This is a genomic window from Nocardiopsis halophila DSM 44494, from assembly GCF_000341245.1.
In the GTDB taxonomy this organism is placed as follows: domain Bacteria; phylum Actinomycetota; class Actinomycetes; order Streptosporangiales; family Streptosporangiaceae; genus Nocardiopsis_A; species Nocardiopsis_A halophila.
Window position 1 is genome coordinate 1 of sequence record NZ_ANAD01000257.1, and the last position, 23,076, is coordinate 23,076.

Consider the following 23,076-nt stretch of genomic DNA (forward strand, 5'->3'; position numbering starts at 1 on the left):
CCAGCCGCGCCATCGCCGCCGCGTCGGTGACCGCCCACACGTCACCCTCGGCGGAGGGAAGTCGCAGCCCTCCCGCAGGTGTGCCCCCGGAACGCAAGCGCCCCGGCCCGAAGGACGGACACGTCCCGGGCCGGGGGCGGCGGAAGGGGCTAGACCCAGGAGTCGAAGTTGCCCGACTCCTCTTCGACCGAGGTCTCGGGGCCCTGGTCGGGGAGGACACGGGTGTCCGGCGGGAGCGACAGCAGCACCTCGCCCACCGAGTGCAGCTGGCGAGTGTAGTCGATGTACCCGTCGCCCACCGTGCCCAGCTCGCCCGCGCGCAGGGTGTCGCCGCTGAAGACCACGCCGAGCTGGGAGATGTAGTAGCCCACGGTGCCCGAGGAGGTGCCGGGCAGGCCGAGCACGTCGATCTCCAGGTCGCCGGCGGAGAAGGACCCGCCCGCCTCGATCTCGATCTCCGGCTGGTGCTCGGCGCCGTGCACCTTGCGCCAGGGACGCAGCTCGCGCCGGTGCAGGGCGATGGGGGCCTCGTCGCGCTCGGCGACCTCGATCGCCGCGCCGATGTGGGTGTTGTAGCCGTTGGTGCAGGCCACCAGGTAGACCTCGCGGTCGCCGACCGCCTCCATGATCGCCTCGGCGTCGTGGGCGGGGTCGATGACGATGACGCCCTCGTCGTCGGCCTTGACCACCCAGGTGTTGCTGACGACCTTGTAGTCCTCGCCGTCGACTTGGAGCACCCCGGCCGTGCGGACGCGCTGGACGCCGTCGCCGTCGGGCTCGTCGATGCCCGGCTCCTCGGGCTCGATCTCCCGCTTCTTCTTGGCGACGGACTTGTCCTCGTCCTCGGCGCCGTCCTTATCGGAGCCGCCGTCCTCATCGGAGTCGGACTCGTCGGCCGCGGCAGAGGTCTCCGCGTCCTCGCCGTCCCCGTCCTCGTCGGCGGCTTTACCGGCCCCGGCGCCCTTGGCGGCCTTCGTCGCCTTCTCCGTCTTGGCGGACTTCTCGCCGTCCTTCTTCTCGGACTCCGAGGATTCCTCGTCCTTCGCGTCGTCGGAGGCGGTCTCAGAGGCGGTGGCCGTGTCCTCGTCCGACTCGTCGTCGGTGTCGGCGTCGTCGTCGGAGTCGGTGTCGGCCTTCTTGCCGGCGTCGTCCCCGGCCTTCCCACCGGCGGTCTCCTCACCGGACTCCGCGTCGGCGGCCGTGTCCTCGGCGGGCTCCTTCTCCTCCTGCTCCTCCTGCGACTCGTCGGTCGCCACCGCGGCGGCCTCCTCGGCCTCGCCGGTCCCCTTCTTCTTGCCCTTCCGCTTCCAGAACACGGTGCCGACCCTTCGATTCGCGTCCGAACTTCCGATACGTAGCGGGACCATTGTGGCGGCCCCGGCAGGTGCGCCGGTACCCCGCGCACGCGGCCGGCCAGCCTGGCAGCCGGCCGCTAAGCCGTCCATAAGCGGCCGCACTCACCCCGAGGTGATCGGCCGCGCCCCGGTGGCCGGAGCGGTCAGGCGCTCGAACTCCTCCCGCGCCGTCGTCCTCGCCCCGATCCTGTGGCCGGTCAGTTCCCCATGGTCGTCGCTCGACCCGGTCACCGCCAGCCCCAGATCCCGGGCCACCCCCCTCCAGTGCCCGGCCTCGGCCTCGTCGTGGTCGGGATGGTCCGCCTCGACCGCCCCCAGCCCCGCGCGGGCCATCCGCTCCACCAGGTCCTCGGGGACCGCCCCGGTCAGCATCCCCTCCGCCCGCGCCGGATGCGCCAGCGCGCACACCCCGCCCGCGGCGCGCACGGCCTCCACCGCCCGCACGGGGTCCAGGGCGTAGCGCGCCACGTACCCGGGCCCGCCGGAGCCGATCCACCGGTCGAAGGCGCCCTGCACGTCGGCGGCTCCCCCGGCCTCGACGATCGCCCGGGCGATGTGCGGGCGGCCGACGACCACTCCCGCCTCCCGCGCCCCGTCCCCGGCGCCGTCCGCGCCCCCGAAGGCGATCTCGCGCACCCGGTCCCAGGTGACCTCCAGCCCCGCCTCCCGGAGCCGGCGCACCATCTCGCGCGCCCGTTCGACCCGGTCGTCGCGGATCCGGCGCAGCTCTCCCGCCAGCTCCGGCGCCTCGGCGTCGAACAGGTAGGCGGCCAGGTGCACGCTGGCGCCCCGGTAGGCGCAGGACAGCTCCATGCCAGGGACCAGGGTGAGCCCCGGGGGAAGCGCCCCGGCAGCCTCGGCGATGCCCGCGACGGTGTCGTGGTCCGTGAGCGCGAGCACGTTCACCCCCGCCGCGTGTGCGTAGCCGATGACCTCGGCAGGGGCGTCGGTCCCGTCGGAGACCGAGCTGTGCGTGTGCAAGTCGATGCGTGTGCCCGTCACCGGACCGATTGTAGGGACCTAGTCGTCCTCGACCGGCTGGAGTGCGGATTCCAGGAACGGCGACGGCGCCCCGAAGGGCGGCGGCAGGGACACCCCGTCGACCCGGTCGCGCAGGTCGCGCAGGCCGGACAGCTCGCACGTCAGGACGCCGGTGTCGGCGGGGCTGAGCACGAGCCACACCCAGCTGGCGTAGGCCTCGCCCGCATAGACGGCCGTGCGCTCACCGCCGGTGTCCACGCTCCACATCGGGATGTCGTGCCCGTCGTGGCGCACGCGCAGCTCCGGGGGCCCCTTGTCGAACCCGGCCCCCGGGTCGGGGCCGAGCAGGCCCGCCAGCCGCGCGCCCAGCCCGATGCCGGGGTCCTCGGCGACGAGGACCATCTCCCCCACGCCGCCCAGCGGCGCGGGCCCCGACAGCGCGACCGCGATGCCCAGCGCACCGCTGCGCTCGTCGCCCGCGTGCGCGAATCCGGTGACCACCCATCCCACCGGCAGCGGCCACGGCAGCCACACCGGGACCCGGGCGGCGTCCAACAGCAGGTCCAGCGGGGTCTCTCCCGGCTGCCGGATCGGCTGGAGCGGCGCGACCGGCCCGTGGGCGGCGCACTGCCAGGCGCTCGTCCACAGGCTCGGCGGCCGTACGCGGCGCCCGCACCGGGGACACGAGGGTTCTCGCAACATGGTCATCCCGAGGGATACCCCGCCGACCTGCACGGAAACTCCACCCGTGCAGGTCGGCGGCGGGCGGCGCGGTGGAGGCGCCGCACGGTTTCATCGGGCTCAGGGGCCGCCGTACGGCGGCGGGTCCCGGTAGGGGCCGGCGGTGTGCCCGCCCGGGTAGGGCCCCGGCGGAGGGGTCTGGAAGTGCGTTCCGTGCGGGGCCCCGTCGCCCAGGGCGGCCCGCGGGAGAACCCCGCCGACGGCACCGGGGGCACCGGGGGCACCGGAGGAACTCGCCGGTCCGGCGGGCGGGGGCTGCATCACCCAGTGCGGCAGACGGCGGCGCGCGGGCGGCTCCGGGTGGTCCTCCGGGTCGCCGGGCACCGTGCGCCGGATGCCCATCCGGCGCGCCAGCAGGGCCACGACGAGGCTGTAGACCAGCACCTCGGCGGTGGTGCCGGCCACGCCCGCCCAGGACCCCGACCCGGTGGCGGCGTCGGCCAGTCCGCCCTCGTAGGCGGTGAGCACGAAGGCGACCAGGTTGTGCACCACGTGCAGCCCGATCGCCGCCTCCAGGCCGCCCGTGTACCAGGTCAGCCACGCCACCGCCACGCCGAAGACCGCCACGTCCAGCAGCGCCCAGTCGGTGTAGTCGTGCATCAGCGCGAACACGGTGCCGCTGACCAGGATGGCCGGGACCGGTGTGCGCAGGAGGCGGGAGAGCGCCGAGCCGCCGCGCGGGTGGTCGGCGGGGCGGCCGTAGGAGCCGACCGCCTGCATGAGGAAGCCGCGCAGCGCGACCTCCTCGGCCGAGGCCTGGAAGGGCACCAGGAGCAGGATCACCACGAGCGCGGGCAGGAACCGCTCCATGCCCACGAACGCCCCGACGAACCCCTCGTCCCCGCCGGAGAAGAGCTGGAGGGTGTACAGCAGCCCCAGGTAGAGGGCCAGCACCGGCAGCGCCACCAGCGCGCACACGCCGAGCCACCGCCCGCGGAGCCGGCCCTCGACCGACATCAGGGAGCCGAACGGCCGCCACTGCACGGTGCGCGCCACCAGTAGGGCGATCGGCGTCATGGTGGCCAGCACGATCAGCATGAAGGCCAGGTCGGGGACCTCCGCGCCGAACGGGGACTCGCCGGTGGCCGGGCGCCCCTGCAGCACCATGTACACGGCGGCGGCCATGTACATCACGATCTGGGTGAGCAGCACCAGCAGCACCCCGACCAGCAGCGCCAGCGGCGGGATCCACCACCGGAAGCGCCAGGTGCGGGCGAGCCGGTGGTAGGGCGTGCCGGGCCGGGCCCGCGCGGGTCCGTTCGCGGGGCGGGGCGGCTCCGGAGGCGGCCACGCCCACACGGGGCGCCCGCCCTCCGCGGCGGCGCCGTCCGGCGGCCCGGCCCAGGCCTGGGGCCCTCGGTCCAGCGGCTCCCGGCCCTGCTCCCGGCCCGACGGTTCGGACGACCAGGACGCGTCCGACGGCGGTGGCGTATTTCTCATCGTTTGCCGAGATTACTATCCGGCCATGTATTGCCGCTGTTAAGAACCGCCCGCATCCGTTCCCAGGGTGTCCGACGCCTCCCCTTCTCCGCCTCGGGACGCCCGTCCCGAGGCGGCTGCGAACGCCCTGAGCTTGTCGGGATTGCGCTGGATGAGGAGGCTCGTGAAGCGCCCCTGGAAGACCTCGACCACGACCAGGCCCACGAGGGCGCCGTCCGGCATGGAGAGCAGCACCCCGGCCTCGCCGTTGACCGCGACCTCCTCGGCCCGGATCCCGGGGTACTTCGGCCCGAGCGCGGCCATGAAGCGCGCGCACTTCTCCGCTCCGTGGATCGGGTGGAGCGCCGCCCGCACCTTGCCGCCGCCGTCGGTCACCAGCTGCGCGTCCTCGGCGAGCATCTCCTTGAGCGCGCCGACGTCGCCGACCGCGCTCGCCTCGAGGAAGCGCCGGGTCAGCCGCCGCCGCTCGGCCTCGTCGGCGGTGAAGCGGGGCCGCCGCCGTCGGACGCGGTCCCGGGCGCGGTGGGCGATCTGCCGCACGGCGGCCTCCTCGCGCTCCACCGCCTCGCCGATCTCGGCGTAGGGCAGGCCGAACACCTCGCGCAGCACGAACACCGCCCGCTCCACGGGGCCCAGCGTCTCCAGCACCACCAGCATCGCGTAGGAGACCTCGTCGGCGCGCTCGACCTCCTGGGCGGCGTCGGGCGCGGTGTCGACCGGCTCGGGCAGCCAGGGGCCGACGTAGGCCTCCCTGCGGGCGCGGGCGGCGCGCAGCCGGTTGAGCGCCGTGTTGCTCACCGACCGCACCAGGTAGGCGCGCGGCTCGGCGACGTCCGAGCGGTCGCGGCGGTCCCAGGCGATCCAGGTCTCCTGGACGCAGTCCTCGGCGTCGTGGACGCTGCCGAGCATGTCGTAGGCGACGCCGAACAGCAGCCGCCGGTGCCGCTCGAACACCTCCTCCCGCTCGGCGCTCCCGGCGTCGGGCCCACGCGCCGTGTCCGGCGTCCCGGCCTCGCCCATGGCGGTCTCCTCCTCGGTCCCGTTGGCCGCTTCTCCCGGCGGCGGGCGCCGCCACAGCACAGGACACGTTACGGGGGCGATCCGTGACAGCCCGGGCGCCGAAAAGCGCCGAAAAACGGCGGGAGGCGGCGGGGACCCGCGCCGACCTGCACGCCCGTGCGGCCGCCGTGTGGGACACACCCGCCCGCGGGCCGGGAATACCCTGCTGACCTGCAGATAAGGGTACCCTTACCAGGTATCCCCGGGTGTTCTCCGCACCGTCCGCCGTCACTACCATGGGGTACATGTCCTCCACTCCCACCACCGAGCAGGTGAACGCGGCCCTGGCGAACGTCCAGGACCCCGAGATCCACCGCCCCATCACCGACCTCGACATGGTCAAGAGCGTCGACATCGCCGACGGCGGCGTCGTGCACGTCGGCATCTACCTGACGGTGGCCGGCTGTCCGATGAAGGGCCGGATCGAGAAGGACGTCACCGAGGCCGTCTCCGGGGTCGAGGGCGTCACCCGGGTGACCGTCGAACTCGACGTGATGAGCGACGAGCAGCGCAAGGCCCTGCAGACCAAGCTGCGCGGCGGCCAGGCGGAGAAGGAGATCCCCTTCGCCAAGCCGAACTCGCTCACCAAGGTCTTCGCGGTCGCCTCCGGCAAGGGCGGCGTCGGCAAGTCCTCGGTGACCGTCAACCTCGCCGCCGCCATGGCCGCCCAGGGGCAGAAGGTCGGCGTGGTCGACGCCGACATCTACGGCCACTCGGTGCCCCGGATGCTGGGCGTGGAGATGCCGCCCACCAAGGTCGAGGACATGATCCTGCCGCCCTCCGCCCACGATGTGAAGGTCATCTCGGTCGGCATGTTCACCCAGGGCAACCAGCCCGTGGTGTGGCGCGGCCCGATGCTGCACCGTGCGCTGCAGCAGTTCCTCGCCGACGTCTACTGGGGCGACCTGGACGTGCTGCTGATGGACCTGCCGCCCGGCACCGGCGACATCGCGATCTCCGTGGCCCAGCTGCTGCCGAGCGCCGAGATCCTGGTGGTGACCACGCCGCAGCAGGCCGCCGCCGAGGTGGCCGAGCGGGCCGGCGCGATCTCCGCGCAGACCCACCAGCGGGTCGCCGGGGTCATCGAGAACATGTCGTACTACGTGGCGCCCGGCAGCGAGGAGCGCACCTACCTGTTCGGCGAGGGCGGCGGCCAGACGGTCGCCGACGGGCTGACCACGGCCCTGGGCGCCCAGGTGCCGATGCTGGGCCAGGTGCCGCTGGACGTGCGCCTGCGCGAGGGCGGCGACGAGGGCAAGCCGCTGGTGCTGTCCGACCCCGACTCCGATGCGGGGAGCGTGCTGACCGGCATCGCCGAGCAGCTCACCGGCAAGCCGCGCGGCCTCTCCGGCATGCAGCTGGGCATCAGCCCCACCCGCAAGTAGGACCGCGGTCGGGCGGACGGAGCGAGCAGAGGGAGGTCCGGGTGCCCGGCACCGAGGACGACAAGGCGTGGCTGGGCGTGGCCCTGGAGGAGGCCCGCGCGGGCCGCGCCGAGGGCGGCGTCCCGATCGGGGCGGCGCTGATCGGCCGCGGCGGCGAGGTGCTCGGCCGCGGCCGCAACCGCAGGGTGCAGGACGGCGACCCGTCCGCGCACGGGGAGACGGCGGCCTTCCGCAGCGCCGGACGGCAGCGCTCGTACGCGGGCACCACGATGGTGACCACGCTGGCGCCGTGCTGGTACTGCAGCGGGCTGGTGCGCCAGTTCGGCATCTCCCGCGTGGTGATCGGCGAGAAGCGCACCTTCTCCGGCGGCCAGGACTGGCTGGCCGAGAACGGTGTCGAGGTGGTGGTCCTCGACGACCCGGAGTGCGTGCGCCTGATGACCGGCTTCATCGCCGCCGAGCCCGCCCTGTGGAACGAGGACATCGGCGAGGACGGCGAATAGCCGCCCCGCGGACGGACATACGTGGGCCCCGGCCGGGACTTCCCGGCCGGGGCCCACACGCATCCGGGGACCTGCGGCCGCCCGCTCGTCGGCCCGTTGCACGCCGCACCGCCCCGAACGGAGACGGGGGCGCCTGCGGCGCCCCCGTCGCGGGTTCGCGGCCCTTTCGGACGCTCCTCGTCAGTCGCCCGGGGTCTCCTCCTCCGACCCGGCGCCCGAACCGGAGTCCGCGTCCTCGTCGTCGGCGCCGCCGGTCGGTCCGGCGCCGTCGATGATCTCCTGCACCACGGCCTCGACCTGGTCGGAGGGGATGGCGAAGCCCAGGCCGATGCTGCCGCTCTGCTCGCCCGGCGCCGCGCCCATGGTCGCGATGGCGGTGTTCACCCCGATCACCCGCCCCTCCAGGTCGACCAGCGGCCCGCCGGAGTTCCCCGGGTTGATCGCCGCGTCGGTCTGCAGGGCGTCGATGTCGGTGCGGGCCCCTTCCTCCCCCAGGGCCACCGAGCGGTCCTTGGCGCTGATGATCCCGGTGGTCACGGTGCCGGCCAGGCCCAGGGGCGCGCCGATGGCGATCACCTGGTCCCCCACCGTCACGTCCTCGGAGGGGCCGAACTCCAGCGGCTCCACCTGCTGGGGGCGCTCCACCTTGACCACCGCCAGGTCCGACTCGGGCCGGGTGCCCACGACCTCCGCGGGGCTGGAGCGCCCGTTGCCGTAGACGACCTCCATGCCGTCCTCCAGCGCGCCGGCCACGTGGAAGTTGGTCACCACGTGGTCGTCGGCGATGACGAAGCCCGACCCGTTGCCGCCCTGGCCGCGGTCGGTCGGCTGGATCGACACCACGCTGGGGCTGACCCGCTGGGCCACGCCCGCGATGGTGTCGGGGGCGCGGCTGGGGGCGTCGCTGGGCAGCGCGGTGTTCAGCTTCGGCCCGTCGGAGGTCGGCTCGGGCGCAGGGGCGCCGATGCCGCCCACGTACCCGCCGACCCCCGCCGAGACCAGCGAGACCACGAGCACCGTCACCAGCACCGCCCACACCGGCATCCCGCGCCGGGGCCGCCTGGGGGGCGGCCCGGGCGGCGGCGCCGGATGCCCCTCCGGGCCGGGCGGGAACTGCGGCGGCCCGGCACCCCCCGCGCCGGCGGCACCGGGCGCACCGGGCCCACCGGGCCCGGGCATGGGCGGCTGGGGTCCGGTGCCCCCGGGGTGCTGGGCGCCCGCGTGTGGCCCCCCTGCGTGCGGGCCGCCGGGGGGTGGGCCCCCCGGACCGGGGGCGCCGGCCGGATGCGGCCCCGGGGGCGGGCCGCCGGGCGCACCGGCCCCCGGGGCAGGCCGTCCCGCGGGACCGGGCGGCTGGGGGCCGGTCCCGGCCGCGCTCGGCCAGGGCCTGGACGGGTCGCCTCCCGGAGGCTGCGGCCGGTGCGGCGTCCCGCGGCCGTCCGGAGGAGGGGGTCCGGTCTCGTCGGTCATGAAGTCTCCGTTTGTCGCTGCCGCCCCCGATTGTGGGGGAGGTGGCGTAAACCGTCGGTATGGCGGTGGTCCGGCCGGTGCCCGCGGCGGCGCCCTGAACCTCCGGCGACGCACCTTACGCCTCCGAGAGGCGGTATACCCCATCCGCCCGGGGCCGTGCGTGCCGCCCCCCTGCCCGCGGGTCACATCCCGAGCCACTCTCCGAAGCGGTCGAAGCCGCGCCGCACCCGGCCCCAGAACCCCGGCGCCTCCGGCGGCGGCAGGGCCTCGGCCGCGGCGGCGACCGAGTCCCGGGGCGCGTCGGCCAGGACGGTGTAGACGTGCTCGTCCGACTCCCACATCCTCAGCTGCCGTCCCGAATCACCCACATAGACGGTTCCACCCCGGTATTGGACCTCGCGCACCCCTTCGACGGTTCCCAGCGATTCGGCGTCGAGCCGACCCTCTTGGACGAAGACGGACACCACGGACAGCCCGTCGGAGTATCCCAGATGCAGCACCCGCCCGGTCGGCGCCCGGGCCGAGCGCGCCTCGACCAGGCGCATGTTCCAGCCGACCCGCTCCGGGAGGCTCCAGCCCCGCTCGCGCAGTCCGCGCAGCTCGTCGGTGCCGAGCAGCCTCCCCCACGGGTCCTCCGCCGCGGCGGCCGCCCCCTCCGGCGCCCCGCCGCCCGGTTCGTCCCCGTCCGCGCCGGGCTCGCCGATGCTGGTGAACTCCACCGAGTGCACCTGCCGCCCGGCCCCGTCGACGCTCTCCCGTCCCAGCGGAAGACCGCTCTCCCGGTCGATCCAGAACCGTCCGGCCGTGCTGCCGTCCGCGCGCCGCGCCTCCACCAGGCGTACCGGCCGCCCGGCGACGGAACCGCCCCCGGCCTCCTCGGTCACCCGGTAGTTGGCGGCCAACGCGTCGAGCATGCCCTCGGCCAGGGCCGGGAAGGCCTGGGAGCGGCCGGGGGGCAGCGGGTGCTCGCCGCCCGGCGCGGCCACCTCGCCCACGCGCACGCCCGACCCGGGAACGTGCTCGACCTCGACCATCCGGTGCTCGGTCCCCGAGGGCCCGGTCGTGCTGATCGACTGCACCCCTGCGTACGGCAGCTCTTCGGCGGCCTGGGCGGCGCGCCGCAGCAGCCCCATGGCGTCATCGGTGCCGGGCGCCGGCCGCTCGGCGGCCTGCGGAGCGGCCGAGGCCGCCGGGAGCACCGCCAGCAGCACCGCGCAGCACAGGGCCAGGACCAGCGCGGCGGCGCGGGGCCGCAGGGCCGCCGCACCGCCGGTCCGCCGTGCGTCCAGGGCTGGGTCCGGGGCGCTCACCACGCCCGCGGGGTGCCGGGCCGGACCTCCCAGGACCCGTCGCCGTGCCCGTCGACCGGGTCGCCGTGCCCGTAGGCCGGATCGTGCAGGGCGGGGAGGGCCTGGCGGCCCTCTTCGCGCCCGCCGTCGGGCGGCACCGCGGCCTCCCCGGCGGTCAGCGCGTGCTCCATCGCGTAGTCCGGCAGCGACGGCCGCACCACGGGCGCGGGCTCCTCGTCGCCGCCGGCGGCGAAGGCGCCGCCCACGGCCAGGGCGAGCAGCGAGGCGCCGGCCACCGCGTAGCGGGGGACGCGCCGGCGCGGCCGGGCGGGGCGGGGGCGGCCTTCGGCGGCTTCCAACTCCCTCCGGTCCTCCTGCGCGGAGGACCGGAAGGGCAAGAATGCCGCCGCGGCGCGCAGCGCGGAGGCCTGCGGGCGCCAGGGGCCCAGGGGCGGGCGTTCGCCCAGCCCCGGGCCGTCACCGAGCGCCGGACCCGATCCCAGGGGCGCCGACCCGCCGAAAGGGGGCGGCCCCCCGCCCGCGTCCGGGGGGCCGTGCGGCGGTTCCGCCGACGGGCTCCCCAGCGCTGACAGCCGGCCCAGCAGGTCGGCCGCGGGTTCGGGGCCGTCCAGGCCGTGCAGGCGCCGCTTGAGGCGGCGCAGCATGTCGGCCTCGAAGCGGCAGGAGTCGCACGAGGCCAGGTGGATCAGGGCCCTGTCCCGCTCGGCCGCCCCCAGTTCGCCGTCGACCAGGGCGGAGACGCGCTCGCCCAAGTGCTCCGTGCTCATTCCACCTCCCGGGTCCGAACGTGCGCCGCGGGACCGTCCTGCTCGGGCCCCGTCTCCGGGGCCGCGGACGAGCGCCGTGCGGCGAGCCTGCGGCGGTGCTCCAGGGCCTTGCGCAGCTGCGCCCGGCCCCGGTGGATCCTGCTGCGGACGGTGCCGAGCTTGACCCCCAGCGTCGCCGCGATCTCCTCGTAGGACAGCCCCTCGATGTCGCACAGCACCACCGGCGCGCGGAACTCCGCGGGCAGCGCGTCCAGCGCGGCCTGGATGTCGGCGTCGAAGTGGCGGTCGTCGTAGGACTGGGCGGGCGAGGGCTCGCGGCCCTGGAGCCGTTCGTCGGCGTTGTCGGCCAGGCCCTCGAAGCGGATGCGGGCCTTGCGGCGCGCCATGTCGAGGAAGAGGTTGGTGGTGATCCGGTGCAGCCACCCCTCGAAGGTCCCGGGGGTGTAGGTGGACAGCGACCGGAACACGCGGATGAAGACCTCTTGGGTCAGGTCCTCGGCGTCGTGCTTGTTGCCGGTGAGGCGGAAGGCGAGCCGATAGACCCTGGCGGAGTGGTTGGCGACCACGTCCTCCCAGCTCGGGGGCTCCCACTGCTCGAAGTCCACGGCAGCGTCGGGGTCGGCCACCGCTACTCCTTTCGGTTCGTCCCGCGCACCGGGCACGGTGCCGCGGGGACGGCCCGCGGTCTCCTCGCCGGTTCCGGGGAGGGCTCACGTCGCCCACCGGCTTCGGTCCCGTCGGTGCCTTCCTCCGTTGCAACGCCGGGCGGCCCCGAATAAGTTCCTGTCCGGCCATCGTGTTCGGCCAGGTTTCGTGCGCACGTTCCGGCCGGTCTTCGGGCTACGCTTGCCCTGACGAGACCGCCCGGAGGCTGGAGGAGGCCGCCATCACCGGCACAGAACACACCCCCGCGCGGGCCGGGCGGTCGGGCGCCGCCGCCGCAGAGGCCGCGCTGGCGGGGGTGCGCTCGACGGCGCGCACCGCGCCGGTGCGCCCGGTGGGCGAGGAGTCGGGCTCGGCGCTGCGCTTCCTGGCCGCCGCCATCGGCGCGCGCGCCGTGGTGGAGATCGGCACCGGGTGCGGCGGCTCGGGCATCTGGCTGCTGCGCGGCATGGACCCCGAGGGCATCCTCACCACCGTCGACGTCGACCCGGTCTGCCAGGAGGCCGCGCGCGAGGCCTACCGCGCCGCCGGCTTCTCGGCCAACCGGACCCGGCTGATCCGCGGCACCGCCCTGGAGGTGCTGCCGCGGCTGACCGACGGCGCCTACGACATGGTCTTCGCCGACGCGGTCAAGACCGAGTACCCCGAGTACCTGCGGGCGGCGCTGCGGCTGCTGCGCCCGGGCGGGGTGGTGCTCTTCCACGGCGCCGTCGACGCCGCCCCGGACGGCCCGCTCAGCGCCACGGACGCGGGTGCGGCCGCGGTGCGCGAGACGGCCCGCGCCGTGCACGAGGACGAGTCGCTGGTGCCGCTGATGCTCCCGGTGGGCGGCGGCCTGCTGGCGGCGATCCGCGGCGGGGACGACGAGGCCTGACCGGCGCACCGCCCGCCCCTGTCGGCCACGCACCTCAGGCCCCGCGCCTGTGGGCCGCGCACACGCCGGCGGAGGGCGGAGACGGCCCGCACCGGCCGCACGGTCCGGCCGGGAAGACGGCCGGGCGCACCACCGCCGCCGGGGGTGCGCCCGGTGCTCAGGCCTTGCTCAGGCTTCCAGCCAGCGCAGCAGGGTGCGGGCGGCGAACCCGGTGCCGCCCTTGGTGAGCAGGCCCTGCTCGGACATGGAGCGGCCGGGACCGGCCACGTCCAGGTGCGCCCACGGCAGCCCCCCGGTGAACTCCCGGAGGAACAGCGCCGCCTCGGTGGCGCCGGGGTGCCCGTAGTCGCCGCTGGTGCCGATGTTGGCCAGATCGGCCACGGGCGAGGAGACGGTGGGGGCGTACTCCTCGGTCAGCGGCATGCGCCACAGCGGCTCGCCGGAGCGGTCCCCGGCCTCCAGCAGAGCCCCCGCCAGCGCGTCGTCGGTGGCGAACAGGGCGCCCGTTCCGGTGCCCAGGGCCACCTTGGCCGCCCCGGTGAGCGTGGCGACGTCCACCAGGGCGTCCGGCTCCAGCTCGGCCACCGCGTAGTCGAGGGCGTCGGCCATCACCAGGCGGCCCTCGGCGTCGGTGTTGAGCACCTCGACCGTGCGGCCGCCGTAGGTGGTGAGCACGTCGCCGGGGCGCTGCGCCGAGCCCGACACCGCGTTCTCGGCCACCGCCAGCAGCCCCGTCACCCGGGTTCGGCAGCCCAGCTCGGCCAGCGCCGACATGGCGCCGATCACCACGGCGGCCCCGCTCATGTCGGTCTTCATGAGCTTCATGTTGTCGTTCGGCTTGAGGGAGAGCCCGCCGGTGTCGAAGGTGACGCCCTTGCCCACCAGGACCACGTGCGACTCGGCGCCCTCCGGGGCGTAGTCCAGGCGGACCAGGCGCGGCGGACGGGAGGAGCCCTGGCCCACGGCCAGGATGGCACCGAAGCCCTCGCGCTCCAGGTCGGCCTCGTCCCAGACCGTGGCCTGGAGTCCGGCCCGGGCCGCGACCTCGGTGGCCCGGCCGGCCAGCCAGGCCGGGTCCTTGCGGGCCGAGGGGGTGTTGATCAGGTCGCGGGCCAGCGCCGCCGCCCCGGCCAGGGCGGTCCCGCGCCGCACCGCCTCCACCGGCTTCGCCTCGCCGCCACCGTCGCCGCAGGCCAGGACGATCTCGCCGACCGGCTCCGGGCCCTTGGGGTCACTGGCCAGGCTGAACCGGTAGGAGGCCAGCAGCGCACCCTCGGCGAACGCCGCGAGCGCCTCGCCGCCGCCGGTGCCGCCGTCGCCGCCGGGGCCCGGGAGCCCTGCGGGGACGGCCGCCCTGCTCCTGCCCTTGGCCAGGCGGGCCAGGGCGGCTCCGGCGGTGCGCAGGTCCGCCGCCGTGCCCTCTCCGACGCCCAGCAGGGCCACCCGCACCAGCCCGCCGCCGAGGTCGGCGGCGAACTGCGCCGTCTCCCCGGCGCGTCCGGTCAGCTCGTAGTGGGCGATCAGCTCGGCCAGGGGGGCCGGCAGCCGTGCGTCCAGGCCGTCCGGGAGGGCACCGGGCGGTCCGGCGACCGGCTCGGGGCCCTCGGCCCCGGCGCGCACGGCCACCACCGCCAGGTCGGCGCCGGCCTCGGCGACGGATCCGGCCACCGGGTGGATCTGGGTTGGGAAAGGCACGCTCGCTCGCAATCTAGGGGACGTGTCGGATGCGGCGTCGGCCGCCGGCGGCCTCAGCCGACGGCGCCGTCCAGGGCGTCCTTGAGCTCCTTGGCCTCGTCCGGCGTGAGCTCGACGACGAGGCGCCCACCGCCCTCCAGCGGGACCCGCATGATGATGCCGCGGCCCTCCTTGGTGACCTCCATCGGACCATCGCTGGTCCTCGGCTTCATCGCCGCCATGCCGTATCCCCTTTCATAAGGAAACTCTCGCGGAGGGAACTCCACCGGCACCGTGCCGTGCGCCCGGGGCGCACCCGGTCCCGAACCCGGGTCTCGTCCGCGCGACTCAGGGTTTCGATCCCCGTTCCGTCATTATCTCGGTTTTGCGACCGGAATGGGAACGATCGGACAGCCGCCGGGCCATCGGCTCCGAGGAATCCGAACAGTAAGGTTATAGCCGCAGCGCCGGAACGCGGGCGCCGGCACCGTTCACCCGAGCCGATCTGGAGTTCCACGTGGCCGACAACGACGCCGACACGAGCGCACCCGAGAGCCTCTCGTACGACCTGAGCGACGGGGTCGCGACCATCACGCTGGACCGCCCCGACGCGATGAACTCGCTGACCCGGGCCGCCAAGGAGGAGCTGCTGGCCGCGGTGGAGCGCGCCAAGTCCGACGCCGGCGCCCGCGCGGTGGTGCTCACCGGGTCGGGCCGGGCCTTCTGCGCCGGGCAGGACCTGCGCGAGCACGCCGAGAACCTGCGCGACGGCAAGGGGCTGGACGGCACGGTGCGCGGCCACTACAACCCGATCGTCACCGCACTGGCGAGCATGCCCAAGCCGGTCGTGGCGGCGGTGAACGGGGTGGCGGCCGGAGCGGGCGCGGCCCTGGCCTTCGCCTGCGACCTGCGGCTGGCCTCGGACAAGGCGAAGTTCTCGATGGCGTTCGCGGGCGTGGGCCTGGGCGCGGACTCGGGCGCCTCCTGGACGCTGCCCCGCCTGGTGGGGCACGCGCGCGCGGCGGAGATGCTGATGCTGGCCGAGCCGGTCGACGCCCACAGGGCTCTGGAGATCGGCCTGGTCAACCGCGTGGTTCCCGCCGACGACCTGGCCGCAGAGGCCCGCGAGCTGGCGGTGCGCCTCGCCCAGGGGCCGACGGTGGCCTACGCGGCGATCAAGGCGGAGCTGGCCTTCGGGTCGGGCCTGGACCTGGCGAGCGCCCTCGACATGGAGGCCAGCCTGCAGGACCAGTGCGCCCAGACCCGCGACCACAAGAACGCCACCCTGGCGTTCCTGGAAAAGGAGCGTCCGGAGTTCGAGGGCCAGTGACCGGCCTCCGGTAAGGCGCCCCTGGGCGGGGCGCCGGGGGCGCCCCGCAAAGGACACCTGCTCCGGTGAGTGCGCCCCGTTCTTGTCGGCCGGGCCCGGACTTGTCGGCCGAGTCGAATCGCCCTCCCAGGTGTGCCGCCTCCACGGCCCAGGAGGGGCGGGCCCCTCCTGGACCGGGATACCGACGCGGCGGCCGGGCACCGCCAGGGGCCGCGTCGGTACCGGCCTGTGGAGCGCGGATAGGGCGGACGCGCGTTCCGCCCGCCACGACAGAGCATGAATCCGCCCGGAGCGTCCCGCACGGCTCGTGCGGGAGCGGGCGAAGGTGCCGGACCTCAGGCCCGAACGGGGGTCAGGACAGCGTCCCGGTGGAGATCATCGTCGTGCCGTCGTGGGAGGTCGCCTCCCAGCGGGCGTCGAGGGTGCCGTCGGCGCCGCCGGTGGTCAGCACCAGCCGCGACTCGTCCACACAGCGGTCCTCGGCGTCGTAGGTCTCCACGTAGTCGAAGACCAGGCGGGACTCCCCGCGCTCCTGCAGGGTGAGGCTGCCGCGGCACTCCAGGGTGTACCACTCCGAGCTGCCCCGCTCCTCGCCGGTCTCCAGGCGCACGCGGGCGTCCCAGTCGGTGACGTGCTCACCGGCCTCGTCCTCCTGGATCATCTTGCCCTGCCAGGTGCCGGCGAAGGAGTCGGGCACGCTCGCGCTCTCGGCGGGGGTCTCCTGCGGGTCCGGGCGCAGCGCCAGGACCACCAGGACACCGCCGACCAGCAGCGCGGCCGCGCCCGCGGCGACGGCGGCGATCATCCCGCCCCGGCGGCGGCGGGCGGTGTGCCGTGTGGAGCGCGGCGGCGGGTACAGCGACATCCCCCGCACCGGCGAGGAGGAGCCGCCCTCCTCCTCGCGGCGGGTCGACGAGCCGCTCACCGCGCACCCCCGGGGTGCGCGGCGGGGTCCGGCCTTCCGTGCATCGCTCTCACCCTTCCTCCCGCGAGCCGGGGTGGGGCCGGCTCGCCTGTCCAGCGACTGAGGATAAGCGACCCGGCGACCGGACCGGTGCTCAGTCCCCTCCCCGCAGGAAGCAGCCGGCCAGGTGGTCGTCGACCACCCCTGTGGCCTGCATCGCGGCGTAGGCGGTGGTAGGGCCCACGAACCGGAACCCGGCCGCGCGCAGCCGCTTGGCCAGCGCGGCGCTCTCCGGCGTGGAGGCGGGGACCTCGGAGTCGCCCGCCGGCGCGGGCCGCCCCGGGGCCGGGGCGTGCTCCCAGACCGCCGCCGCCAGGCCCCCGGGCAGCTCCAGGGCGGCGCGCGCGTTGCCGATGACGGCCTCGATCTTGGCGCGGCTGCGGATGATGCGGGCGTCGGCGAGCATCCGCTCCACGTCGGGCCCGCCGAAGGCCGCAACCGCCGCGATGTCGAAGCCGGCGAAGTGCTCGCGCAGGGCCTCCCGCTTGCGCAGCACGGTCAGCCAGGACAGCCCCGCCTGGAACGCCTCCAGGCTGACGCGCTCGAACATGCCCTGGTCGGTGCGGACGGGGCGGCCCCACTCGGTGTCGTGATAGGCCGTCAGGTCCTCGGTGCCCAGCGCCCAGGTGCAGCGCGGCCTCCCGTCGGGGCCGGCGGGGGCGTGCGGGGCGGCGGTCTCGTGCGTCATGGGGGTCCTCCCGGCGGTGGTCGCTGTCGGGCGCCGGGAGGGGGCGGCGCTCAGCCCTGGGCGGCCCGGCCGGCGGGCGCGTCCTGCCGCGGGGCGGGCCCCTGGTCGGCGGGGGCGGGCGTCCGGGGCTCGGAGGGCCCGGCCTCCGGGGGCCGGATCGCGGTGGGACCGGCGGTGCCGGGCTGCGGCCCGGGACGGGGGTAGAGCACCCGCGGCCCGGTGGCCGCGCCCGCCTCGGCCAGGCGCCGCTCCAGGTCGGCGATGCGCTCGTCCCGCGCGGCCAGCGCCGCCGAGAGCCTGCGCAGCACCTCGTCGACACCGCGCACATGGTAGCCCCACAGGGCCAGCGGCAGCGCGATGCGCCCCACGTCGGACGGGGTCACCGGCCGGTCCTCGGGCAGGTCCAGGGGCGGGTGGTCGGCCTCGAAGCGCGCCAGCTGGCCGCCCTTCCCCATGACCGCGTAGGCGACGCCGGCGAGCACGGCGACCGCTGACAGCGAGATGAGGATGAGGATCGTTGGATTCACGGTTCCGATCGTGCCATATCGCGGCGGACCGTGAACGGGCCCCGGCATGGCAGACTCGGCGGTATGCACACGTGCGGGCAGGCGGGACCGGACGAGGGGGCGCCCCAGGTGCTGGCCCCCGGGGCGCGGCCGGAGGGGGCCGCGGACGCCGGGCACCGGCCGCCGCCGGACCGGGTACGCGCCCTGGCCGCCGGCGGCGCCCCGGTCCTGGTGCGCTGTGAAGCCGACGACCCGGCCGAGAGCGCGGCCCTGGTGGCCGTCTACGCCTGGCTGGGGGCGCGGCTGTTCACCAGTGCGCACCCCCGCGCCGCCCGGCAGGCGCTGGACATGGTCCTGACGGTCCGCGGCGACCGTCCCCCCGCGGCGGTACGCCGCGGGCTGGCCTAGTACTGCAACGACAGGCCAGGCGGCAGGCCGTTCGGGGCCGGGGTGGCCGGCGGCGACAACGGCCCGGCAGGTACCCCGCTCCCGGGCCCCGGCCGGGCGACAGGCCGTTCGGGGCCGGGGCGGTCCGGTACCGGACCGCGCGCAGCGCCGTCGGGGCCGCCCACGGGCCCCGCGGGCGGGCCGCGTTGTTGATCTCGGGGAAGTCGGCCCTGTACCGGCCGGTACAGGGCCGACTTCCCCGAGATCAACAAGGGAGGAGGAAAAGCGCGCCCGGCATGTCCGGAATGCGAAGGCTTTCCCTCCCTCCCGGAGGGGGGACGGCCCTGCGGGCGCGGTTCCAGGGCCGCTTCTCCCGGGGCTGGCACGGGAGCGGGCGCAAGCCGCACCACGGCGCCGGACACCGACCCCAGGCGGCCCGCCGCCCGGCAAGCAGGCCGGAGCGGGGCACCTGCTGCTCCGTCGTCGCCGCCGCCCACCCCGGCCCCAGGCGGCCCACCGCCCGGCAGGCGGGCCCGGGGACGTGTCCGCCCCTGTCGTGTGGTCGGCCTCCGCCGGGTCCTCGACCGGCATGCTCGTTGCAGTACTAGGGGGGTGTTTCTTGGATCAGGCCCTAGGTGTACTGACCACGGAGGTCGGTTCCAGGCCTCCGGAGTTCGACGACGAAGAAGGGCCTCCGACATAGGTGTGGATCGCCTGGATCGACACCTGAAGCAAGTCAGGAGGCCCTTCGTGGCCCACACTCCCCACGCCAACGCCGAACTCACCCCCAACGGGCGCCTGGCCCTGGCCCGCTGCATCGGGGCAGGCGGCGCGGCCGCCGACCGGGCCCCGGGCGGTGCCTACTCGCCCTGCTCCTCGGCGGCCTCGGCGACGGCGCGGGCCTCGACCTCGCGGCGGGGGGGCCCGGNTGTCGACCACCTCGCCCGGGTCGTCGGTCAGGTACATCAGGTCGGGGTCGTCCGGGGAGATCACCGACTCCGCGCGGAGCCGGTCGCGGATCCAGTCCACCAGGCCGCCCCAGAACTCGGTGCCCACCAGCACCACCGGGAAGCGGGTCACCTTCCCGGTCTGCACCAGGGTGATCGACTCGAACAGCTCGTCCAGGGTGCCGAAGCCCCCGGGCAGCACCACGAACGCCTGGGAGTACTTCACGAACATCGTCTTGCGGACGAAGAAGTACCGGAAGGTGACGCCCATGTCGACGTAGTCGTTGAGGGACTGCTCGAAGGGCAGCTCGATGCCCAGGCCGATGGACGGCCCGCCCGCCTTCTGCGCGCCCTTGTTGGCGGCCTCCATCAGACCGGGTCCGCCGCCGGTGATGACCGTGTACCCGGCACGCGCCAGGTCGCCGCCGATGGTCTCGCCCAGCTCGTAGTAGGGCGACCCGGGCCGGATGCGCGCCGACCCGAACACGCTCACCGACTGCCCCACCTCGGAGAGCAGCCCGAAGCCCTCGACGAACTCCGACTGGATGCGCAGCACCCGCCACGGATCGGTGTGCACCCAGTCGGCCGGACCGCGGCGGTCCAGCAGCCGCTGGTCGGTGGTGGTCTCCGGTATGGCGCGGCCCCGGTAGGTGAGGGGTCCCGCGCGGCGGATCTTCTCAGCATCGGTCATGGGGCCAAAATATCCCCAGGAGCAGGGTGCGCGCCCGCGCGGCGGGGCCGGGCCGCACAGCGTTCAATCAGGCGCCGCCACCGGTCAGCCAGGCGGTCATCCGCCGCTCGGCCTCGTCCACCAGAGCCAGGTCGGCCCACTCGTCGCGGGTGTGCGCCAGGGTGGGCTCGCCCGGCCCGTAGTTGACCGCAGGCACCCCCAGTTCCGACATCCGCGCCACGTCGGTCCAGCCCAGCTTGGCGCGGGCCTGCCCGCCGCCGACGGCGGAGACGAACTCGGCGGCCGCCGGGTCGTCCAGGCCGGGCCGGGCGGGCGGCGCGGCGTCGGTGACGCGCACGTCGAACCCGTCGAAGACCTCGCGCAGGTGGGCCTCGGCGTCCTTGACGCTCAGGTCGGGGGCGAAGCGGTAGTTGACGGTGACCACGCACTCGTCGGGGATGACGTTGCCCGCCACTCCCCCGGACACGAAGACCGCGTTGAGCCCCTCGTGGTAGCGCAGCCCGTCGACCTCGGGCTCGCGGGGGGTGTAGGCGCGCAGCACGTCCAGGATGCGCCCGGCGCCGTGGATGGCGTTGCTGCCCATCCACGAGCGCGCGCTGTGGGCGCGCTCCCCCCGGGCGATGACCTCGACCCGCATGGTGCCCTGGCAGCCGCCCTCGATGACGCCCCCGGTCGGCTCCATGAGCACCGCGAAGTCCCCGGCCAGCCACTCGGGGTGCTCCCGGGCCAGCCGGCGCAGCCCGTTGCGCTCGGCGTCGACCTCCTCGCAGTCGTAGAAGACGAAGGTGAGGTCGTGCACGGGCTCGGTGAGCGCGGCGGCCAGGCGCAGCTGCACCGCCACCCCGCTCTTCATGTCGGAGGAGCCGCAGCCGTAGAGGCGGTCCCCCTCGCGCCGCGAGGGCACGTTGCCCACGATCGGCACGGTGTCGATGTGCCCGGCGAGCACCACCCGCCTGGCCCGGCCCAGCTCGGTGCGGGCCACCACGGCGTCGCCGTGCCGGTCCACCCGCAGGTGCGGCAGGCCCGATAGCGCCTGCTCGATCATGTCGGCCAGGGGCCGCTCGCCTCCGCTGACCGACTCGGTGTCGACCAGGCGGGCGGTGAGCGTGCGGACGTCGTCGGCGAGGTTGAGCATGGCCGGAACCTTCGGGATCGGGGACGCGGACGAGGGGCGGGCGGGGGCGCCGGGGCGCTCGGGCGGGCCGCCCCGCGGCACGGGGCGGCCCGGACCCGCTCGCGCGGGGCGCGTCAGGCGTTGACGCCGTGCTCGCGGAGCATGTCGTTGAGCGCCAGCTTGTCGTGCTCCTGGCCCTCCTCCAGGCGCTTGAGCACCAGCAGCACCGGCATGCCGAAGTCGCCGCCGGGGAAGCTCTTGACACGGTTGGCGGTGACGCACACCGACCAGGCGGGGGCCTCGCCGCGGGGCAGCTCCTCGCCGGTCTCGGCGTCGTAGACGCGGGTGGAGGAGGTCAGGATGGTGCCCGCGCCGAGCTTGGCGCCGCGGCGCACCCGGGCGCCCTCGACGACCATGCTGCGCGAGCCGAGGAAGGCGTCGTCCTCGATGACCACCGGCGAGGCCTGCGGCGGCTCCAGCACACCGCCCACGCCCACGCCGCCGGACAGGTGGACGTTCTCGCCGACCTGCGCGCAGGAGCCCACGGTGGCCCAGGTGTCGACCATGGTGCCCGAGCCGACCCAGGCGCCGAAGTTGGTGAAGGAGGGCATCAGTACGACGCCCGGGGCCAGGTGGGCGCCCCAGCGGGCGATGGCGCCGGGCACGACGCGCACCCCTTCGAAGCGCTTCTTCAGCGGGATGCGGTCGTGGTGGTAGAAGTCGCCGACCTGCGACTCCTCCATGCCCAGGACCCGGAAGCTCAGCAGGATCGAGCGCTTGGCCCGCTCGTCGACGACCACCTGGTCCGTGTCGCCGTCGACGAAGGCGACGCGCGCCTTGCCGGCGTCGAGTTCGTCGACCGCGCCGATGATGGTGTCGCGGGCGGCGGTGTCGTCAGGGGTCAGCTCGGAGCGGCGCTCCCAGAGCTCGTCGATCTCCTTGGGGAGCGGACTGGTGAACGAGGTGGTCATGTCCGGTGAGCCTAACGGTTCGCGGGCCCACCGACGAACCGGGCGCACCGCCGACCGGGGGCGTCGGCTGGCAGCCCCGCCACCGGGGACGGTACGCTCCGGCGCGGCGCCGCCTTCCACGGCGGCGCCCCCGGAGACCCTCTACCATTCGGGTAGCGAACACCCCGGTTCAACGGCGTGCGAGACCCTCGCTCATCCCCCGCGTCACGTCTGGGGGCCGGTCCCTGTCCGTCGGGGCGCCGGGCCGCGCGGCGCGCGGCCGCGCCCCATGAGTCCAACGGCCTGCCTGTGCACGAGAAGACCCGTCCGAAGCGGCGGAGGACCTCCGCCTTCGTCAAGATCCTCGCCGTCCTGACCGCCGTGTGCGGCGCCCTGGTGGCCGCCGGCTACTACGTCATCACCTCGATCGAGCCGGTGGAGATCGATCCCCCGGTGGCGGCCGGCTGCACCGTGACCGTCGACGGGACCGAGGACCCCCTGGAGCCGGAGCAGGCGGCCAGCGCCGCCACCGTGGGCGGCGTGGCCTTCAGCCGCGACCTGCCCGAGCACGCGGTGGTGGTGGCCTATGCGACGGTGTGGCAGGAGACCAAGTTCTTCAACATCGAATACGGCGACCGCGACTCGCTGGGGCTGTTCCAGCAGCGCCCCTCCCAGGAGTGGGGCGAACCGGACCAGATCATGGACCCGGTCTACGCCAGCAACGAGTTCTACGCCCACCTGGAGGAGGTGGACGGCTACGCCGACATCCCGGTCTACGAGGCGGCCCAGGCGGTGCAGCGCAGCGCCGACGGCTTCGCCTACGACCAGCACGAGAAGCGCTCGCGGCTGATGGCGCGGGCCTTCACCGGCGCCGAGGGCCCCGCGGTGACCTGCTGGCCCGAGGAGCCGGCCCGCACGCCCGGGGAGCCCGCGCCGGCCCCGTCGCCGTCGGCCCCGGCGGACGTGGACGCCGCGGCGGCGGAGATGGAGCGGGTGTTCGGCGCCGACCCGGGGGCGCTGCCCGCGCCGGGCGCGCAGCCGCAGACCGGCGACCTGGGGTGGGCCATGGCGCTGTGGGCGGTGGCCAACTCCGAGGAGTACGGGCTGACGTCGGTCGGCTACCAGGACCAGCGCTGGACCGCCGAGGACGGCCAGGAGGGCTGGAAGAGCGTTCCCGACCACGCCCCCGACGGCCAGGTGGTCCTGGGCTGACCCGCGCGCCCGGTCCGGCCCCGGCGCAACGACCCGGGCGACCCGCTCGGGGCCTCCTGAGGTCG

At 75.3% G+C, this 23,076-nt stretch carries 22 protein-coding genes and 1 pseudogene; 6 read left to right on the forward strand and 17 right to left on the reverse strand.

The genetic code is table 11. The annotated features are described in order from the left end of the window. Positions 1-149: 149 nt before the first annotated feature. The 5 genes from D450_RS0127395 to D450_RS0127415 all read right to left on the reverse strand — a co-directional run bounded on the left by D450_RS0127395 (position 150) and on the right by D450_RS0127415 (position 5,597). Positions 150-1,316, reverse strand: coding sequence for an MBL fold metallo-hydrolase (locus D450_RS0127395; RefSeq protein ID WP_017541822.1), 1,167 nt, complete (start codon positions 1,314-1,316; stop codon positions 150-152). A gap of 141 nt (positions 1,317-1,457) precedes the next feature. Further along, entirely contained in the window at positions 1,458-2,357 is a 900-nt protein-coding gene (locus D450_RS0127400) for a PHP domain-containing protein (RefSeq protein ID WP_017541823.1), read from the reverse strand. 18 nt (positions 2,358-2,375) lie between these two features. Beyond that, positions 2,376-3,044, reverse strand: coding sequence for a DUF6758 family protein (locus D450_RS0127405; RefSeq protein WP_338038005.1), 669 nt, complete (start codon positions 3,042-3,044; stop codon positions 2,376-2,378). A gap of 93 nt (positions 3,045-3,137) precedes the next feature. After that, on the reverse strand, positions 3,138-4,517 hold the full coding sequence (locus D450_RS0127410; RefSeq protein WP_241483296.1) for a CPBP family intramembrane glutamic endopeptidase: 1,380 nt from the start codon (positions 4,515-4,517) through the stop codon (positions 3,138-3,140). A gap of 39 nt (positions 4,518-4,556) precedes the next feature. Continuing rightward, positions 4,557-5,597 (reverse strand): RNA polymerase sigma-70 factor, encoded by a 1,041-nt coding sequence (locus D450_RS0127415; protein WP_017541826.1) that lies wholly within the window; start codon positions 5,595-5,597, stop codon positions 4,557-4,559. A 224-nt stretch (positions 5,598-5,821) separates the two neighbouring features. Between D450_RS0127415 and D450_RS0127420 the strand changes: the two genes are divergently transcribed. Both D450_RS0127420 and D450_RS0127425 read left to right on the forward strand, forming a co-directional pair. Beyond that, entirely contained in the window at positions 5,822-6,961 is a 1,140-nt protein-coding gene (locus D450_RS0127420) for an Mrp/NBP35 family ATP-binding protein (RefSeq protein ID WP_026124200.1), read from the forward strand. Positions 6,962-7,002: 41 nt separating this feature from the next. Continuing rightward, positions 7,003-7,464 carry a nucleoside deaminase gene (locus D450_RS0127425; protein ID WP_017541828.1) on the forward strand — a complete coding sequence of 154 codons (462 nt, stop codon included), beginning with the start codon at positions 7,003-7,005 and terminating at the stop codon, positions 7,462-7,464. A 180-nt stretch (positions 7,465-7,644) separates the two neighbouring features. On the opposite strand, the gene D450_RS0127430 is transcribed toward D450_RS0127425, so the two are convergent. The 4 genes from D450_RS0127430 to sigE all read right to left on the reverse strand — a co-directional run bounded on the left by D450_RS0127430 (position 7,645) and on the right by sigE (position 11,637). Next, complete coding sequence (locus D450_RS0127430) at positions 7,645-8,508, reverse strand: S1C family serine protease (protein WP_241483298.1); 864 nt, start codon at positions 8,506-8,508, stop codon at positions 7,645-7,647. 608 nt (positions 8,509-9,116) lie between these two features. Beyond that, on the reverse strand, positions 9,117-10,247 hold the full coding sequence (locus D450_RS0127435) for a sigma-E factor regulatory protein RseB domain-containing protein (protein WP_017541830.1): 1,131 nt from the start codon (positions 10,245-10,247) through the stop codon (positions 9,117-9,119). Beyond that, positions 10,241-11,011, reverse strand: coding sequence for an anti-sigma factor family protein (locus tag D450_RS32040; RefSeq protein WP_017541831.1), 771 nt, complete (start codon positions 11,009-11,011; stop codon positions 10,241-10,243). Before D450_RS32040 ends, D450_RS0127435 begins: the two co-directional genes overlap by 7 nt. Beyond that, positions 11,008-11,637 carry an RNA polymerase sigma factor SigE gene (gene sigE / locus D450_RS0127445; RefSeq protein WP_017541832.1) on the reverse strand — a complete coding sequence of 210 codons (630 nt, stop codon included), beginning with the start codon at positions 11,635-11,637 and terminating at the stop codon, positions 11,008-11,010. The genes D450_RS32040 and sigE overlap by 4 nt, the downstream gene beginning before the upstream one ends. A 170-nt stretch (positions 11,638-11,807) precedes the next feature. Between sigE and D450_RS31485 the strand changes: the two genes are divergently transcribed. After that, on the forward strand, positions 11,808-12,548 hold the full coding sequence (locus tag D450_RS31485) for an O-methyltransferase (protein WP_017541833.1): 741 nt from the start codon (positions 11,808-11,810) through the stop codon (positions 12,546-12,548). A gap of 168 nt (positions 12,549-12,716) precedes the next feature. Here the strand turns inward: D450_RS31485 and D450_RS0127455 are convergent, their stop codons facing one another. Together D450_RS0127455 and D450_RS32890 are read right to left on the reverse strand one after the other, a co-directional pair. After that, on the reverse strand, positions 12,717-14,243 hold the full coding sequence (locus D450_RS0127455) for a leucyl aminopeptidase (protein WP_039821077.1): 1,527 nt from the start codon (positions 14,241-14,243) through the stop codon (positions 12,717-12,719). A gap of 53 nt (positions 14,244-14,296) precedes the next feature. After that, positions 14,297-14,464 carry a DUF3117 domain-containing protein gene (locus D450_RS32890; RefSeq protein ID WP_083932818.1) on the reverse strand — a complete coding sequence of 56 codons (168 nt, stop codon included), beginning with the start codon at positions 14,462-14,464 and terminating at the stop codon, positions 14,297-14,299. Positions 14,465-14,739: 275 nt separating this feature from the next. Here D450_RS32890 and D450_RS0127465 point away from each other — a divergent pair, with 275 nt between their 5' ends. Continuing rightward, the gene (locus tag D450_RS0127465; RefSeq protein WP_017541836.1) at positions 14,740-15,552 is read left to right on the forward strand and encodes an enoyl-CoA hydratase-related protein; all 813 of its coding nucleotides are present in this window, start codon (positions 14,740-14,742) and stop codon (positions 15,550-15,552) included. A gap of 352 nt (positions 15,553-15,904) precedes the next feature. Here the strand turns inward: D450_RS0127465 and D450_RS0127470 are convergent, their stop codons facing one another. The 3 genes from D450_RS0127470 to D450_RS0127480 form a co-directional block, all read right to left on the reverse strand. After that, entirely contained in the window at positions 15,905-16,477 is a 573-nt protein-coding gene (locus D450_RS0127470; protein WP_017541837.1) for a hypothetical protein, read from the reverse strand. A 133-nt stretch (positions 16,478-16,610) separates the two neighbouring features. Then, positions 16,611-17,204, reverse strand: coding sequence for a DNA-3-methyladenine glycosylase I (locus D450_RS0127475; RefSeq protein ID WP_017541838.1), 594 nt, complete (start codon positions 17,202-17,204; stop codon positions 16,611-16,613). Positions 17,205-17,254: 50 nt separating this feature from the next. Beyond that, a complete protein-coding gene (locus D450_RS0127480; protein ID WP_017541839.1) occupies positions 17,255-17,686 on the reverse strand; it encodes a hypothetical protein in 432 nt (143 codons plus the stop codon). Positions 17,687-17,794: 108 nt separating this feature from the next. On the opposite strand from D450_RS0127480, the gene D450_RS0127485 reads away from it, so the two are divergent. After that, positions 17,795-18,118 (forward strand): hypothetical protein, encoded by a 324-nt coding sequence (locus D450_RS0127485; RefSeq protein ID WP_017541840.1) that lies wholly within the window; start codon positions 17,795-17,797, stop codon positions 18,116-18,118. A gap of 912 nt (positions 18,119-19,030) precedes the next feature. Here D450_RS0127485 and D450_RS31490 read toward each other — a convergent pair. From D450_RS31490 to D450_RS0127500, 3 genes and pseudogenes are all read right to left on the reverse strand, one after another. Beyond that, positions 19,031-19,735, reverse strand: a pseudogene (locus D450_RS31490) (LOG family protein); the annotation flags it as partial. Between the two features lie 67 nt (positions 19,736-19,802). Continuing rightward, a complete protein-coding gene (gene dapE / locus D450_RS0127495; protein WP_017541842.1) occupies positions 19,803-20,870 on the reverse strand; it encodes a succinyl-diaminopimelate desuccinylase in 1,068 nt (355 codons plus the stop codon). Between the two features lie 113 nt (positions 20,871-20,983). Continuing rightward, positions 20,984-21,820, reverse strand: coding sequence for a 2,3,4,5-tetrahydropyridine-2,6-dicarboxylate N-succinyltransferase (locus D450_RS0127500; protein WP_017541843.1), 837 nt, complete (start codon positions 21,818-21,820; stop codon positions 20,984-20,986). Between the two features lie 288 nt (positions 21,821-22,108). Between D450_RS0127500 and D450_RS0127505 the strand changes: the two genes are divergently transcribed. Further along, positions 22,109-23,011: a hypothetical protein gene (locus D450_RS0127505; RefSeq protein ID WP_017541844.1), complete on the forward strand. Its 903-nt coding sequence runs from the start codon at positions 22,109-22,111 to the stop codon at positions 23,009-23,011. The last annotated feature ends 65 nt before the right edge of the window (positions 23,012-23,076 follow it).